Origin of the sequence: Photobacterium kasasachensis (genome assembly GCF_050336885.1) — a bacterium.
In the GTDB taxonomy this organism is placed as follows: Bacteria; Pseudomonadota; Gammaproteobacteria; order Enterobacterales; family Vibrionaceae; genus Photobacterium; species Photobacterium kasasachensis.
Genome location: NZ_JAKJSH010000014.1, coordinates 192,605 through 206,343 on the forward strand (window position 1 = coordinate 192,605; position 13,739 = coordinate 206,343).

Annotated in this window: 15 protein-coding genes; 3 read left to right on the forward strand and 12 right to left on the reverse strand. The window is 44.5% G+C overall.

The window, feature by feature from the left end; genetic code table 11:
* Positions 1-121 precede the first annotated feature (121 nt).
* Together L4D19_RS19960 and L4D19_RS19965 are read left to right on the forward strand one after the other, a co-directional pair.
* Positions 122-3,349: a non-ribosomal peptide synthetase gene (locus L4D19_RS19960; protein ID WP_428453955.1), complete on the forward strand. Its 3,228-nt coding sequence runs from the start codon at positions 122-124 to the stop codon at positions 3,347-3,349.
* Positions 3,350-3,433: 84 nt separating this feature from the next.
* Positions 3,434-4,036, forward strand: coding sequence for a TetR/AcrR family transcriptional regulator (locus tag L4D19_RS19965; RefSeq protein WP_075765500.1), 603 nt, complete (start codon positions 3,434-3,436; stop codon positions 4,034-4,036).
* 44 nt (positions 4,037-4,080) lie between these two features.
* Here L4D19_RS19965 and L4D19_RS19970 read toward each other — a convergent pair whose 3' ends face one another.
* The 5 genes from L4D19_RS19970 to ohrR form a co-directional block, all read right to left on the reverse strand.
* On the reverse strand, positions 4,081-5,613 hold the full coding sequence (locus L4D19_RS19970; RefSeq protein ID WP_428453956.1) for an MFS transporter: 1,533 nt from the start codon (positions 5,611-5,613) through the stop codon (positions 4,081-4,083).
* Between the two features lie 6 nt (positions 5,614-5,619).
* Positions 5,620-6,633, reverse strand: coding sequence for an HlyD family secretion protein (locus tag L4D19_RS19975; protein WP_428453957.1), 1,014 nt, complete (start codon positions 6,631-6,633; stop codon positions 5,620-5,622).
* A gap of 266 nt (positions 6,634-6,899) precedes the next feature.
* Positions 6,900-7,634, reverse strand: a complete 735-nt coding sequence (locus L4D19_RS19980) for a BPL-N domain-containing protein (protein WP_428453958.1) — start codon at positions 7,632-7,634, stop codon at positions 6,900-6,902.
* Between the two features lie 112 nt (positions 7,635-7,746).
* Positions 7,747-8,220, reverse strand: coding sequence for a peptide-methionine (S)-S-oxide reductase (locus tag L4D19_RS19985; protein WP_428453959.1), 474 nt, complete (start codon positions 8,218-8,220; stop codon positions 7,747-7,749).
* Positions 8,221-8,315: 95 nt separating this feature from the next.
* Positions 8,316-8,771 (reverse strand): transcriptional regulator OhrR, encoded by a 456-nt coding sequence (gene ohrR, locus L4D19_RS19990; RefSeq protein ID WP_428453960.1) that lies wholly within the window; start codon positions 8,769-8,771, stop codon positions 8,316-8,318.
* Positions 8,772-8,897: 126 nt separating this feature from the next.
* Here ohrR and ohr point away from each other — a divergent pair, with 126 nt between their 5' ends.
* The gene (gene ohr, locus L4D19_RS19995; RefSeq protein ID WP_160658218.1) at positions 8,898-9,320 is read left to right on the forward strand and encodes an organic hydroperoxide reductase Ohr; all 423 of its coding nucleotides are present in this window, start codon (positions 8,898-8,900) and stop codon (positions 9,318-9,320) included.
* A gap of 133 nt (positions 9,321-9,453) precedes the next feature.
* Here ohr and L4D19_RS20000 read toward each other — a convergent pair whose 3' ends face one another.
* The 7 genes from L4D19_RS20000 to L4D19_RS20030 all read right to left on the reverse strand — a co-directional run.
* Positions 9,454-10,560, reverse strand: a complete 1,107-nt coding sequence (locus L4D19_RS20000; RefSeq protein ID WP_428453961.1) for a 1-propanol dehydrogenase PduQ — start codon at positions 10,558-10,560, stop codon at positions 9,454-9,456.
* Between the two features lie 138 nt (positions 10,561-10,698).
* Positions 10,699-10,974 carry an ethanolamine utilization microcompartment protein EutM gene (gene eutM / locus L4D19_RS20005; protein WP_075765486.1) on the reverse strand — a complete coding sequence of 92 codons (276 nt, stop codon included), beginning with the start codon at positions 10,972-10,974 and terminating at the stop codon, positions 10,699-10,701.
* A gap of 52 nt (positions 10,975-11,026) precedes the next feature.
* The gene (locus L4D19_RS20010; RefSeq protein ID WP_428453962.1) at positions 11,027-11,368 is read right to left on the reverse strand and encodes a hypothetical protein; all 342 of its coding nucleotides are present in this window, start codon (positions 11,366-11,368) and stop codon (positions 11,027-11,029) included.
* Between the two features lie 2 nt (positions 11,369-11,370).
* A complete protein-coding gene (locus L4D19_RS20015; RefSeq protein ID WP_075765482.1) occupies positions 11,371-11,913 on the reverse strand; it encodes a BMC domain-containing protein in 543 nt (180 codons plus the stop codon).
* Between the two features lie 3 nt (positions 11,914-11,916).
* The gene (locus L4D19_RS20020; RefSeq protein WP_428453963.1) at positions 11,917-12,189 is read right to left on the reverse strand and encodes a EutN/CcmL family microcompartment protein; all 273 of its coding nucleotides are present in this window, start codon (positions 12,187-12,189) and stop codon (positions 11,917-11,919) included.
* Between the two features lie 11 nt (positions 12,190-12,200).
* Positions 12,201-12,806, reverse strand: coding sequence for a hypothetical protein (locus tag L4D19_RS20025; RefSeq protein WP_428453964.1), 606 nt, complete (start codon positions 12,804-12,806; stop codon positions 12,201-12,203).
* 35 nt (positions 12,807-12,841) lie between these two features.
* On the reverse strand, positions 12,842-13,739 hold an 898-nt coding region (locus L4D19_RS20030; protein ID WP_428453965.1), incomplete at its 5' end, for a phosphate propanoyltransferase.

A 13,739-nucleotide genomic window follows, 5' to 3' on the forward strand; every position in this document is an offset into this window, starting at 1 on the left:
ATGCAACGAATCACATATAATAAGATGCCGGATGTGGTGAGCCTCCAACCTAACCTCACCACAACCATATAAATAGCCAAATGAATAGCCACTCCAATCGAATCTCCATGGCCGCGTTAGTATGATAAAAACAGTCGTCGATTTATTTGAACAGCAAGCCCGGATTAATCCTCAACAGGAAGCCGTCTACTTTCAGGGACAAAGCCTGTCATATCAGCAGTTGGATGAATACTCCAATCAAGTGGCCCACTTTCTTCTTGAGGCAGGAAAAATAGCCAAAGAAGAATGTGTCGGTGTCTACATGGATAGATCACTCGAAATGGTCATAGCAATGTTGGCTATTCAGAAAGCCGGGGGCGCTTATGTCCCTATTGCCGTCGAGCTGCCCGGCGAACGCATCGACTATATGATTCGTTCAGCGAACATCCGGTTAGTGTTCGCTAATAGTCGACGGCTCGAATTCATCACTTCACGGCAAGATTCATGTCAGACATTAGCAACCTGTTTGGAGTTAAATATTACAACCACAGACTACGACTCCCCTTTTGCTTCGACGCTACAAAACCCGTTAAGCGAGGCATGGACACATTGGCACAACTTTACGACAGCTCCGCTGCCGGTTAAACCAGATCATACCCAGCTCGCCTATGTCATTTTTACCTCGGGAACGACCGGCAATCCGAAAGGTGTCATGATTGAGCACCACGCACTGCTTAACTACTGCCAGTGGTTTACTGATTATTACAAGGTAACTGCCAGCGACAAATTCACCCAGTATGCGGGCTTCAGTTTTGACGCGTCAGTCGGTGAAATATTTCCCTGTTTGATACAGGGAGCAACGCTGCACATTATTCCTGACCATCTAAGGTTAGATGTAACTAACCTCAATCATTACTTCCATCGCCATGCTATTTCGGTCAGTTTTCTGCCAACCCAATTTTGCGAAAAGTTCATGCAAGAAGAGAATAACTCTCTACGTGTTGTTCTCACCGGCGGCGATAAACTTAATTACTTTAAGCAGAGAAACTACCGCCTGTACAACAACTATGGACCAACTGAAAATACGGTTGTGGCAACCGCCCATCTCGTTAAAGAAGGCGCTAAAAACATCCCAATCGGACAACCTGTCTACAATAACCAGATCTATCTATTCCAGGAAGGTTCTACAGAACCTGTCGACAAAGGCGAAGCCGGAGAAATATGTATTGGAGGCAAGAGCCTGGCACGTGGCTACCTCAATGCCCCTGACTTAACCACGCAAAAGTTTATCCCAAACCCTTATATTCCCGGCGAGAAGCTCTATCGAACAGGGGATCTTGCCTGCTGGCTACCGGATGGCAACTTGGCATTCTTGGGACGAATTGATCATCAGGTAAAAATCCGGGGCTACAGAATAGAGTTAGGTGAAGTTGAAACCACTATCAAGGGTATTGAGGCCATTGACGAGGCAATAGTACTTGCGCAGGCAGATCACAGCGGCGAAAAGCACCTCTGCAGCTATTATGTCAGCCGGGATAACCCTACAAAACAACAGATCATCGACCAGCTTAAAAGCAAGCTCCCCGACTATATGATCCCGCAGTTCTTCATCAAGATTGAATCTGTTCCGCTGACAGCTAACGGAAAAGTGGATCGAAAAGCACTTGCTAATCCATTTACCGGTGACAATGAAAAAAACGGATCCACTCTAACCCGTGATACTCATAGTTCGGCATTGCAAGTCCTCTCCAATGCAATCAAAAAGGTAATGAACAGAAAAGATGTATCGGCACTCGATCAGTTTCTTCTTCTCGGTGGCACCTCACTAAAAGCCATTGAAGTTATTAATGAGCTTAGAGGGCAGGGTTTTGATCTCGATATCTATGAGCTTCTTAAAGAAACCACACTTGTGGAGCTCAGCACTCAGCTAGCCTATTATAGCCAACGAGCAGACCAAGGCATTGTAACCGGTGAGTTCCCCCTCATCCATTCACAGCTACAGTTCGTCACCAAGAATGACTATGATCTGCACTATTGGTTTGGTGCCGTCATGCTATTTAATGAGCAAGGCTTTGAAGAGTTGCTGGTTAAGAAAGCCTTTCTAAAACTTGTCAGTCATCATGACGTTTTGCGTAGTCGCTTTGTTCTTGATGAAAGCCAACAGATAACCAAACAAGTCATCTTAGCTCCTATTGAAGGCGAATATGTTGACTTCTTCCGTTATCACATCGAAGAGAACTCAACACCTGTAGAAGAGCAAATTCAGGCAATAATGCCAATATTAGTCCAGGATACCAACCTCGAAACGGATCCTCTATTAAAGGTTGCGCTCTTCAATACACCCACAGGCGATCACCTTTGGATAGCCGCGCATCAGCTTATCGTTGATGGCTACTCCACGTTGATTTTGCTGCAGGACTTTGCTCGTGAATATACGCGATTAACTAATAAAAGCATTGACGAATACCTCCTCAAGTCTCACTCATTCCTTGATTTTGCCGAGGACGTTTACCGTTTAGTTCCAAGAGGTGCAGACAAACAAACCGCTACCCAGCCCTTTGATCACACCAGTGCAGATCAAGAAAACTTACTAAACCAAATCGGTTACTGGGAAGAAGTTAACAACGCCGAAACCACGACATTACCTTATGATTTTCAAATAACAACAAACCTTCAGGCCGACAGCCGAACCGAGTCCATCTACTTTTCACCAGAAGAGACAATCCAACTTTCAGAACTTGCCACAAAAGAAAACCTTCCCGGTCTGGAAGCCATTTTGCTATCGATGCTCAACCTGAGCCTGCGTAGCTGGGCTGGCGATAAGATGACAGACAAACCGATTCGCATCGCCAAAACTGCCTTGGGCAGGCCAAACTCCCACCACCGGGACTTCAACCGAACCGTCGGCACCTTTGCTGTCGACTATCCATTTCTATTACCTTGTATTGAAACAACGCAAGAAACAGCGCACTCGTTTACAGGCAGCTTCTCCGCACTGTCCCAGCAAATGAACAAGGAACTTCAAGTCGTACCAAATCCAGAAATGGGTTATTTGATCCTGGAGCAACTGATATATCCAGATAGTCCTGAACAGTTTCAACCTCAGGGTGAACGAGACATCTTATGGAATTACTTCGGAGAAATGACCACGTTCGAAAATGAGATCGCGTTTTCTCTCTCCCCTATCCCAATTACCGGAACAATTAGCCCCAACATAATCAGAGACTATCGTCTTTTATTTAATGTGATGATTTATCAAGGCATGCTAATGATCCACCTTGACTATAACTCGAAAGAATTTAAGCCCGAGTCTATCTCCTGTCTCCTTGATGAGTTTCAGGCGTGGTTTCTAGAGGCATTATCAAAGTAGTCATGTTTTCGTGAAGCCTTCTTTTGTACCTATTCACCAATAATGGTACTGTACTGAACAGTTTTACTTAAGCTAGGTTTTGTTATGCGTGCTTCTACCCAGAAGAAAAGAACCCGAATCATCGAGGTAGCCACTGAACTCTTTATTGAACAAGGTTACAAAGATACCTCGCTGGACCAAATCGTTGCCATTTGTGGCGGCTCGAAGCAGACCTTATATCGCTATTTCTCCAACAAGGAAGGGCTGTTTATTGAGGTCTTAGCGCATAATACTAAAACCAGTTTAGAATCAGTTTTCCAACTCGCAGAAAAGCAAAACGACTCTCTGCAAGATACGCTTGAAGACTTCGCGAAGAAGTATCTGCAGGGTATTTGTTCTAATCCGATGTTATCGCTCTACCGGATCATTTCGGCCGATTTCAATAAACACGACTCCGTGCCAAACCAGTTCTGGCAAAAGGGGCCTAGGCGGATTCATCAGTACTTAATTGAGTTTCTAAAAACCGATGAAGTCAGCCAACAGCTTAAAGTTGACGATCCTGATCTCGCCTGTGGGCAGCTTCTTGCACTGATCAAACTCGATTACCAAAACATGGCGTTAATGGGATTTGACTTTCTCAGCGACGAAGAATTAGACAGTCATGCACACAAGGCCATTTGTGCATTTCTTTCGCTCTATCAACGATAAGCAGAATACGAAAAAGGAGTGTCACCACTTCCCTTTCGCTAGAGCTAGCTTGCTTCCTGTTTTGCAGCCAGTTTTTTACCAATCAATAGAATTGGTGCAAGGGCAAAAATGGAGAAAATGAACATAATGAGCGAGTTATTCAATGCTAGCGTGGTTGCTTGCTCTTTCACTACCCCGCTGATCTGGCTCATCCCCAATGATGGAGTTGGCAATCGGCCATGGGTCAGAATCGCGTTACCCAGTGCGTGTTCATAAGCCGCAAACGTGTGGCTTGTTCCATCTAAGCTTCGACCAATTTCACCTGAAGCTTGTGCACTGTGGTTTTGAATCACACGCGAGAAAAACGCACCGCCTATCACTCCCCCCATGGTTCGGAACAGATAAAAATTAGCAATACCCTCAAGACGATCATCGACCTGAAAATACATCAGTACCGCTATAGTCACCGATACGTTCAGCATACCCACACCAAAACCGCGTAGCAGCATTGGCAGGGGTAAGGATTCTGGCCCGACAAAGCTTGGCAACTGGCTGAATTCATTCACCGATAGCAAAATCATCAACACTCCAAACGGCACCACGGCATCAGCAAGCGGACGTCTGAAGTAGAACACCAGCACACTCACCAGCATACCGACGAGCATAGCGTAAAATGAGGGTAATTGCGCATAACCCGCATTGAGGTTGTTGTAGGCCATCGCCATTTTCAGGAAGTTGCCAAACAGTGCTGTACTTGCCATTACCGCAAAACCGGCCAAAAATGCGTTGTACATGAAGACATTGGTTTTCAACTTACTGTGTAGCTGCATAGATGCTGTATTTCGCTTCCGTGTGATGACGATGAGATACACTGCGGCCAATACTAGCGTAGCGGCGATAACCGTAAGTTGGGAGAACAAAATCGAATCTAACCAGTTATAGAAACTGCCGCGCATCAGGAGATACACCACAAAACTCATTGCTGCTGCCAGCACTAAGTAAATAAAAGCGCCTGATTTTGATCTGGCTGAAATATGGATTGGTGGCGGTTTAAATAAGCTCACCAGTACTAAAGCAGAAAAGTACAACCATGCAGACACAGCACAGAAGAGCGACCAATCAAACACTTCCAATAACTCTGCCACCAGCCAGGGATAAAGTCCCATCGGGATCAGCGTTGAAAACACTAAGGTAAGGGCAATAATGGCGGGTAGCCAACGCTCCTCAAACGTATCGAGCAAGAATAGGTTCACCGTCACCAGTAGCATGCTCATAAAAAAACCGCCACAAAGCCAGGTGATGGTAAACAGCCATGGATTAGGTAGTTGCCAGTACAACACCATATTTGCCGCAATACCGACCAATAATGAGCTCAACAGTGGCAGATAGGCACCACAATTACGAACCAGTACCGGAGCCGACATGAAGCCCAGAAGTTGGGTGATCATAAAGCCGGTTTTCACTAGCTCGGTTTCATCCAGTGAAAGCCCGGTCGTCGCCGCCATTTCTTGCGATAACTCAGTGAACATAATTGAGTTAATGCCAAAAGCTGCAATGGCAAACAGTGCCAATATCAGTAAAGGAGAACGAGTTTTCATCGGCTGTTAACCTTGTCTTGCTGTCTCAATCGATACTTCAGCAGATAGCCCCGGATAGATACGTTGCTTCAACCCTGCCGGAATATCCAGCTCAATACGCACAGGCACACGCTGGACAACTTTGACGAAATTACCCGTCGCATTTTGAGGTGGGAGTAAGCTAAATTGTGCCCCTGTAGCCGGCGTAATGGATGTTACGCGACCATTCAACGGTTGATCTGGAAACATATCCAACACCACTTCGACGTCTTGCCCCTGGGAGACATTTTCCAGCTGTGTTTCTTTAAAATTGGCTTCTACCCAAACATAGTCAGGCACCATCACAATCAATCCCATCCCCGGCTGAACAAACTTACCCACTTGCACTTGCCTGTCTGCAACAAAGCCATCAAATGGCGCTCTCACCACGGTTCTTTCCAGCGCAATATTAACCAGACGCAGGTTCGCTTCAGCCTGCTTTCTCTGCGCAGTCAGTTGCTGCTTTTCCGTTAGCAGCGCATCGAACTGCTTTTGCTCCGCCGCTAAGGCCAGTTTGACCGTCTCTAGTTTGCTGTTCGCTTCAATCGAACGGGTCTTTTGTGCTTCATACTGGTTTTTACTCACCGACTGCTTTTGTACAAGGCGTGACAACCGTTTGAACTCCGCCGCTTGGTGCTTGGCATTGGCGCCTGCACTATGAATGGCTTGCTTCGCCTGCTCAATTTTCACCAATTGCATTTCGGTCTTAGTTTGGTTGGCTTTCAGTGCAGCCTTTGCCACATCCACCGCCGACTTGGCAATATCCTGGTTGGCAATAAAGTCTTCATCATCAATGGAAAACAATGCTTCGCCTTTGCTCACCCATTGATTGTCTTCAACAAACAGCTGACTAACCTGCCCTCCTATCTCTGGAGAAATCGCGGTGACATCAGAATGAACGTAAGCATTGTCGGTGGTAACCGTATTTGGTTTATACAAGGTACAACCGACAGCAAGCAATGAACCGATAACGAGCGACAAGGCGATAACTTTCTTCTTCATTTTGGAAACCCAAAGTAATGATTTGCACAAATCGTACTGTACGGTACAGTTTTGGTAAAGTAAATTTTGATCATTGTGAACAGAGAAAGATCCGCGACAGGGATAGCAAACAATCTTTTGCAAGTAGGCTAATTTGGATGGGAGTGAGACTGGAAGATCGCGAAGATTTATTCGCAGTAGTCGAGAAATTAAAGCGCGACAGCGGGTTAGTTAGACGAAAAGTCGCGACTATAGATGTTATAACCGGAGTTCTGTTTTACTGTCATTCATTCGAACAGTTTAACTAACAAATAGTCTAATAAATCTAGATTCAATGATGAATCTGATTGTAAGCGAGAAAAACCCTGATAGTCGTTTCCTACGACATCAAATTTCATGAGTTCTAACGCTTCCTGATCATATTCTGGATGAGTGGAAGAAAGTAACCAAGCGCCCTTGCCATATTCGCCACACACAATAGCCGGAGGCTTCTCTGCCAACTCAGCAAAGGTAGCTAATACTTTGTAACCAGTTTCTGCAATAGGCTGAAAAACACAACCACCAAGGTATAAAGATATAACCTGCTTACCATTTAATTCTAAAGCAACCAAACGTGCTTCAGTACTGTTGAAATTATCACCACGACCGAAGGTTGCTACAGGGCCTTGAGCAATTCCCGGGAAAAAACATAGTTCGTTCTTGGTAGCAATCTCAAAGGGTTGGCCTTTAGCCCAGTAGGTCGTTTCGCAGGCCATATAGGCCCCGGCGCAAATACCTAAATAGCGGCCCCCCTCTGCTACATATTTCTTTATTAAGCGGTTTGCAGCACCATTAAGCTTGGCTGCTTTGTAACGGCTTGCACCGCCTGGCATCACGAACAGATCTATATCGGAAGATAATGCACCTTCCAAGATTTCATTTGCGTTTACAAAGTAAATATTTTTCTTGCCGCGTAATCTACCCAACGCATAGTAAAGAATATGATTAGTCGATACGTTGTCTGTATAGATAAGGATATTCACACTAATTCCGCCCATTGCAAAAGCTGTTGGAAACCAGATGAAGCAAACAATCCCAAACCACCTCACCAACCATATTCAACCGTTCTGACAATACCCTCACTGAAAGAGGATTCTAGCATTTATATTTATGCAGAATATTCTTTGGTATATGGCAGTAGTCACCTGGATAACGTGTTAACCGATCCTGATGCTCATCATCACTTTGTACGTAGTTGGATAATAGTAACACCTCCACGACTATCTGAGCCGCATCATCTCTGCTGTCAATATATTTTCTGGCCTCTGTTAGGTGGTTGTTATTTCTGCTGTATACACCGGTCCGGTATTTTTCTCCAATATCGTCTCCCTGTTTATTAGTGCTATAGGGGTCGATGATCTCAAAGTAATAATCCATCAACTGCTCGACAGAAACAACTTCCGGATTAAACTGGGTACGGACACATTCAGCATAGCCATCATACTCACTTTTCGTGGTGGCGGATGTTCCGTTGGCGCGGCCAGCTTCAGTAGAGATAACACCTGGCAGATGCCGTAGATATTCCTGCACGCCCCAAAGGCACCCTCCGGCAAAGTAAATTTCTTCCATTTTTTATTTCACTAATTATTCGAGTTTCGTTTGTCTTCGCTAAATTGTATCAGTAGCAGATCACCATAGCTAAAACCTTTTGAGCGGCACCTAGCCTAGCGATTGAGTGTTTTTACCAGCTTCTCACACAGGTACTTAAGCTGGGCAAGCTCTTCAATATCTCCCCCGACTTTACAGGCCATTTCGCCGGGGATAGCAAGGGCTTTCTCTTTCAGAGCCGCGCCTTCATCAGAAAGCGATATCATTCTGACGCGCTCGTCCTCCAGGCCACGGGTACGGACAACCAGTCCTTTAGTTTCAAGGCGCTTTAACAGTGGCGTCAATGTCCCGGAATCCAGATACAGCTTTGCTCCTAGCTCCTTGACATTGATACCGTTATGTTCCCACAGCACCATCATCACCAAATATTGTGGATATGTCAGATCCAATGCATTTAGCAGCGGACGATACGCGCGAACAACGGCATTGGCGGCACTGTAGAGTGGAAAACAGACCTGATTTTCCAGCGCGATTGCCTCTTTGGTCTCAAGGTCATTGGTGTTGTTTACCATTTTCCCCTCTCTGTTTCGATAAAAAAACCAACTAAGTTGCGCACAATATACTTGACCATCATTATTATTTCGAACTATGATTGCAAGCAATTAAATTGCGCACAACTTAAATAAAGGAAGATTATTATGACAACACTGTACTCAACAAAAGCAACAGCACTGGCTGGCCGTAACGGTAAAGTCGCCACAGATGATGGCCTGCTGGAGGTAGATTTAGCCTACCCGAAAGCCATGGGTGGCAGCGGCGCCGCCACAAACCCTGAGCAGCTATTTGCCGCCGGCTACGCAGCGTGTTTTTCCAACGCGATTTTGCATGTCGCCCGTGAAGCCAAGGTGTCTGTTACATCAGCACCGGTAACGGCAGAGGTCGGTATTGGTCCGAACTCTGAAGGTGGTTTCGCCCTGACCGTTAGCCTGGCCGCTACGCTGGACATGGATCAGGAAACGGCGCTTCAGCTTGTGCGTACAGCCCATCAGGTTTGCCCATACTCCAACGCAACACGCGGCAACATCGACGTAGCTGTTTCCATCAATGGTGAAGCCATCTAATAGCTTTACCGCATAATACTGATTTTAAAGGCACTTTAAACATGAGCTTACGAGTGCCTTCCGAAATCATAGCCCAAGTTGAACAGCAGGTTCTCTCCGTTGCCTTCAAAAAACTCGTCCAGCAGTAATTCTGTCACCAAGCCTTTTTTAATAATTGAATCACATCATCATATGAAGCTTTTTTAGGATTAGTCGTTGTACAGATGTCTTGAAGAATATTATTTGCCATCGTTGACAGATTGCTTATATACACATCTTCATCAATATCCAGCCCACTTATTCGGCTCGGGATATCTAAAGAGGCATTAAGCTGACGGACAGCCTCTAAGAAAGAACTCGATCCTTCATCCATCGATGAAGCCGGCAACCCCAAACAGTGTGCAAGCTTTTGATACTGTATACATGCATCAAAGCTGTTGAACTCAATAACTGAGGGCAGTAATACCGCATTTGCGATGCCATGAGGTATATGAAAAAGACCACCAAGGCTATGAGCGACGCTATGAGTTATTCCTAATCCGCTGTTATTGAAGGACATACCTGCCATACAGGAAGCCAAAAGAAGCTGCTCACGAGCTTCCATATCTTCACCACTAACATAGGCTCGTGGCAAATACTTAAAAACAATCTTGATGGCATTCTCGGCATAAATCGATGTAAACAGATTTGCTCGATTTGATACGTATGCTTCAATCGCATGGGTTAACACATCCATTCCTGTTGCTGCTGTAATAGATGGTGGCATTGTTCGCGTAAATCTCGCATCTAGTATCGCCAGATCTGGAGTAAGGGTGTCATCCTGAAGGGGGATTTTAAGACCATTTTTTTTATCTGTGACGACCGAAATCGAGGTCACTTCCGATCCTGTACCACTGGTTGTAGGAATAGCGACAAGATAAGGAGGTGGACGCAACAAATCTGCATGATTGGCAAAATAAGCGACAGCTTTAGCAGCATCTATCGCTGAGCCTCCACCGATGGCAATAATTATATCTGCTTCACTTTTCATAAAGAGATGTGTAGCAGTTGTTATTGTATCTAAGGAAGGGTCCGCCTCTACTTCATCAAAAATGGTAGATAAAACACCTGTCGATAAGTTACTTTTTACTTGATCAACAAAGCCTGTTTTAGCAATAAAGCTATCTGTCACTATGAAAACATCTTTACCTGGTAACTTTTGAAGGTTATCCAAAGCATTTGTTCCATAGCAAACTTTTGTTTTTCCATAGAATTGTGTCATACATTATTCCCAAAATTTCTCTAACGGAATTTAAACTATGAGAATAAAAACTGTATTTCCGTCTAAGAGAGAAATACAGTTTTAAAAAAATATAGACCGTTTGAGCTTATATGGTATCGACTCGGGTAATGATAAAAATTACTTATTAGACTTCGGTAGTACGTTCTCCACTTCATGATGAGGGCGTGGAATAACGTGCACACTGACAAGCTCGCCCACATTACCAGCAGCAGCAGCACCAGCATCAGTAGCGGCTTTTACGGCACCTACATCACCACGAACCATAACAGTGACTAACCCACTACCTACTTGCTCACGGCCAACAAGCTCAACATTTGCCGATTTTACCATTGCATCAGCCGCTTCAATTGCACCAACCAAACCTTTAGTTTCAACCATACCTAATGCGTTCATATTTTTTTCTCCATCATATTATTTGCCGGACTGTGGCAATATATTTTCTATTTCATTGTTTATTTATAGCTTTTACTATGCGACAGCTCATTTCTTGTAGCTGTTTAACATCTTCAACGCCAAAATCTTGTTTCAATATGGCGGCTATAGAATAAAAGAACTTTTCTGTACTGCCACTAGCAGCCTGCTTGATACACTCTTCACAAGTACAATCTATAGCGCATTGAGCCGCATCAGGTTCCTTTGGTGAACCATGCACAATAACGATACCTCGTTTATTCAACTCATCTCTCGCACTTGGCGTTAAGATAATACTGCCATCTAAATAGATAGCATTGTCTTTGACACAAATGTGCTCATCAAGAGTCTTTACTTCTACCAGTGTTTTTTTCATATTTATCTCACACCTATTATCGCCTTGACCACATCATGCTCTGGGCGGGCAATCACTGTTGATTCGATATATTTTGTTCCCAAAAACTCTTTGGCCATTTTATTGGCCTCTTCAACAGCGGCTAACTCACCGCTAAAAATAAAATAAGATTTTCCACAGATCCCGAGCCCGGCTACAAAGCGGATCAGACTGACATCAGCACTCTTTACTGCAATATCAGCCGCAGCAACGCCTGAAGAAACCGTGCTCGATTCGATTAAACCTATGGCTTGAACCGTTTTGACCGATAACCTTTTTTTCAAAACTGCGACAAGCTCAGGTGAAATACCAGAAATCACAAAATTCCCAGTTAATTTGTTCGTTAAACGAGCGTGACTCACAGCCGTTGCAACATCAGATTGCTTACCCGATACAAAAATAAGATACCTACCTGAACAGATAGTTGAAGCTCTAACGAGTGTTACATCAGCAATCTTGAGCATCTCATCGGCAAGTCTTACACCTGATGCAATAGTTTTTGTTTCAACGACTCCAAGAGTATCCATCTATCACTCCGATATAACTTGTACTTCATCAACTATGCCAACAATGGCTGCGTCAACAGGGGCACCTTCGATTTGTATTGCCATACGCGCAGAACTTCCAGTGACAACCAACACTTGCTCACCAGTACCAGCACCGACACAATCTACAGCCACAAAGCTTTTTTTATTTTCCGGTGCGACAGGGTCTTGATATCGAACAACCATAAACTTGAGGCCACTTAGCGTACTCTCTTTACGTGTAGCCCAAACATTACCGATCACTTCACCTACAATCATAATAAATTCACTTATAGCTTCTTATTGATATCAATATGATTCAATTTTGCTTGATCCACTGCGAGAGGAGTTATCACGCTGTCCATTGGCACATGTATTTCTTTCGCACCATTCTGTGCTGCTTGCTCCACATCTTTCTCTGTAATAAGTTTTTGCCAGAATCGAAGAACGGGTTCAGGGTCAGGTTTGAGAAGTGTCAGGCCAAATGAATGCAATGTGTTTTCATGCTGTAAATACAACTTATACAAAGCTGGTGAAGCCGTTTTTTCATACACTTTGTACTCATAATCAATGACTTCAACAGCCTTTCCTGCAAGCAGGAGTTGTAAGACCGCTTCAATCATCGGGCCTTTTGCTTTGCCCAACGCAAGATCGGCCATGTCCCCACATGACAGCAGTGGGATGATGTTGCGCTCCGCTTCCGTATGTTGGCGCTCGTCATCCCAGAAACAAAGCTCTACATCAGTTTTGCAAATACATTTGAGAATATGTTGCTCTACCTGCTGCGAGTAGGTGCCAAAAACCATAACTTTGGTTTTGTTATTTCCGGAACACTCTTCTTGCAACTGAGTAAGCACACGTTCAACAATAGTTTGTATTAAAGTATCTGAATCCATAATATTGCCTTGTATTGACACCCTGTACTGAGCACTTAAAAAACTTGTTTTTTAGCGACAATTCGACCTGTTGTGTCTTTGCTCCAACACACACTATTTCCTTCATCAATATCAATATGCATAGATAGAGCAAAATCGTCGTTTACACGCACTAATACTTCTTCGAGTACTAGTGCACGCTCTCCTTGAAGGTGAACACTCACTACATCTTTATCAACAACACCAAAACGTTGTGCATCTTTGGAAGGCATATGGATATGTCTGGCTGCAATAATGACCCCTTCTTCAAGGCCTACAATATTATTCTGTGATGCGAGAATAATACCCGGAGTCCCTTCGATATCTCCTGACTGACGAAGTGGCGTTTTGATTCCCAAAATACGAGCATCTGCCTTTGAAATTTCCACCTGTGAACTACTACGGCTCGGGCCAAGAACCGCCACGTTATCAATGACACCTTTCGGGCCAATTAGACGAATACGTTCTTTACATAAGAATTGTCCCGGCTGAGATAGCTCACGCACTTTTGTTAAAGGACCACCATAAAGCGCCATCGCATCTTGTTCACTTAGATGAACGTGTCTTGCGGAAATTTCGACAGGGATTGTATCCATGTTGTTGATCGTTGATGTCGTTGAGCCATACATGAATGGAGAAGAAGTCTGCTGCGGATTAACCTGCACGGCTTTATAAGATAGTTTCTCCGTATCGTAAGCTACACGACGAATATCAAAAAGGTGCTCTGGTGTAACGTTGTCAGAAGTAGAACTTCCGCCTACCGCGCCACAGCCCAATGTAAACGACGGGAACAGATTCGTAGACAGGCCAACAGCTCCGTGCGTTGAAGGTGTATTGACCAACATGCGTGATACCGGCTTTTTCAGGCCAAACGCACAAATAACAGACTCGTCCTTAGAATGGATAGCTAAAGAG

What these genes read in the sequence shown, in the direction of transcription:
- L4D19_RS19975 (WP_428453957.1), bottom strand. Translation starts at nt 6,633, where the DNA reads ATGAAGAAGAAAGTTATCGCCTTGTCGCTCGTTATCGGTTCATTGCTT.
- ohr (WP_160658218.1), top strand. Translation starts at nt 8,898, where the DNA reads ATGACAACACTGTACTCAACAAAAGCAACAGCACTGGCTGGCCGTAAC.
- L4D19_RS20015 (WP_075765482.1), bottom strand. Translation starts at nt 11,913, where the DNA reads ATGGATACTCTTGGAGTCGTTGAAACAAAAACTATTGCATCAGGTGTA.
- L4D19_RS20020 (WP_428453963.1), bottom strand. Translation starts at nt 12,189, where the DNA reads ATGATTGTAGGTGAAGTGATCGGTAATGTTTGGGCTACACGTAAAGAG.
- L4D19_RS20000 (WP_428453961.1), bottom strand. Translation starts at nt 10,560, where the DNA reads ATGACACAATTCTATGGAAAAACAAAAGTTTGCTATGGAACAAATGCT.
- L4D19_RS19970 (WP_428453956.1), bottom strand. Translation starts at nt 5,613, where the DNA reads ATGAAAACTCGTTCTCCTTTACTGATATTGGCACTGTTTGCCATTGCA.
- L4D19_RS19965 (WP_075765500.1), top strand. Translation starts at nt 3,434, where the DNA reads ATGCGTGCTTCTACCCAGAAGAAAAGAACCCGAATCATCGAGGTAGCC.
- eutM (WP_075765486.1), bottom strand. Translation starts at nt 10,974, where the DNA reads ATGAACGCATTAGGTATGGTTGAAACTAAAGGTTTGGTTGGTGCAATT.
- L4D19_RS19985 (WP_428453959.1), bottom strand. Translation starts at nt 8,220, where the DNA reads ATGGAAGAAATTTACTTTGCCGGAGGGTGCCTTTGGGGCGTGCAGGAA.
- L4D19_RS20025 (WP_428453964.1), bottom strand. Translation starts at nt 12,806, where the DNA reads ATGGATTCAGATACTTTAATACAAACTATTGTTGAACGTGTGCTTACT.
- L4D19_RS20010 (WP_428453962.1), bottom strand. Translation starts at nt 11,368, where the DNA reads ATGAAAAAAACACTGGTAGAAGTAAAGACTCTTGATGAGCACATTTGT.
- ohrR (WP_428453960.1), bottom strand. Translation starts at nt 8,771, where the DNA reads ATGGTAAACAACACCAATGACCTTGAGACCAAAGAGGCAATCGCGCTG.
- L4D19_RS19960 (WP_428453955.1), top strand. Translation starts at nt 122, where the DNA reads ATGATAAAAACAGTCGTCGATTTATTTGAACAGCAAGCCCGGATTAAT.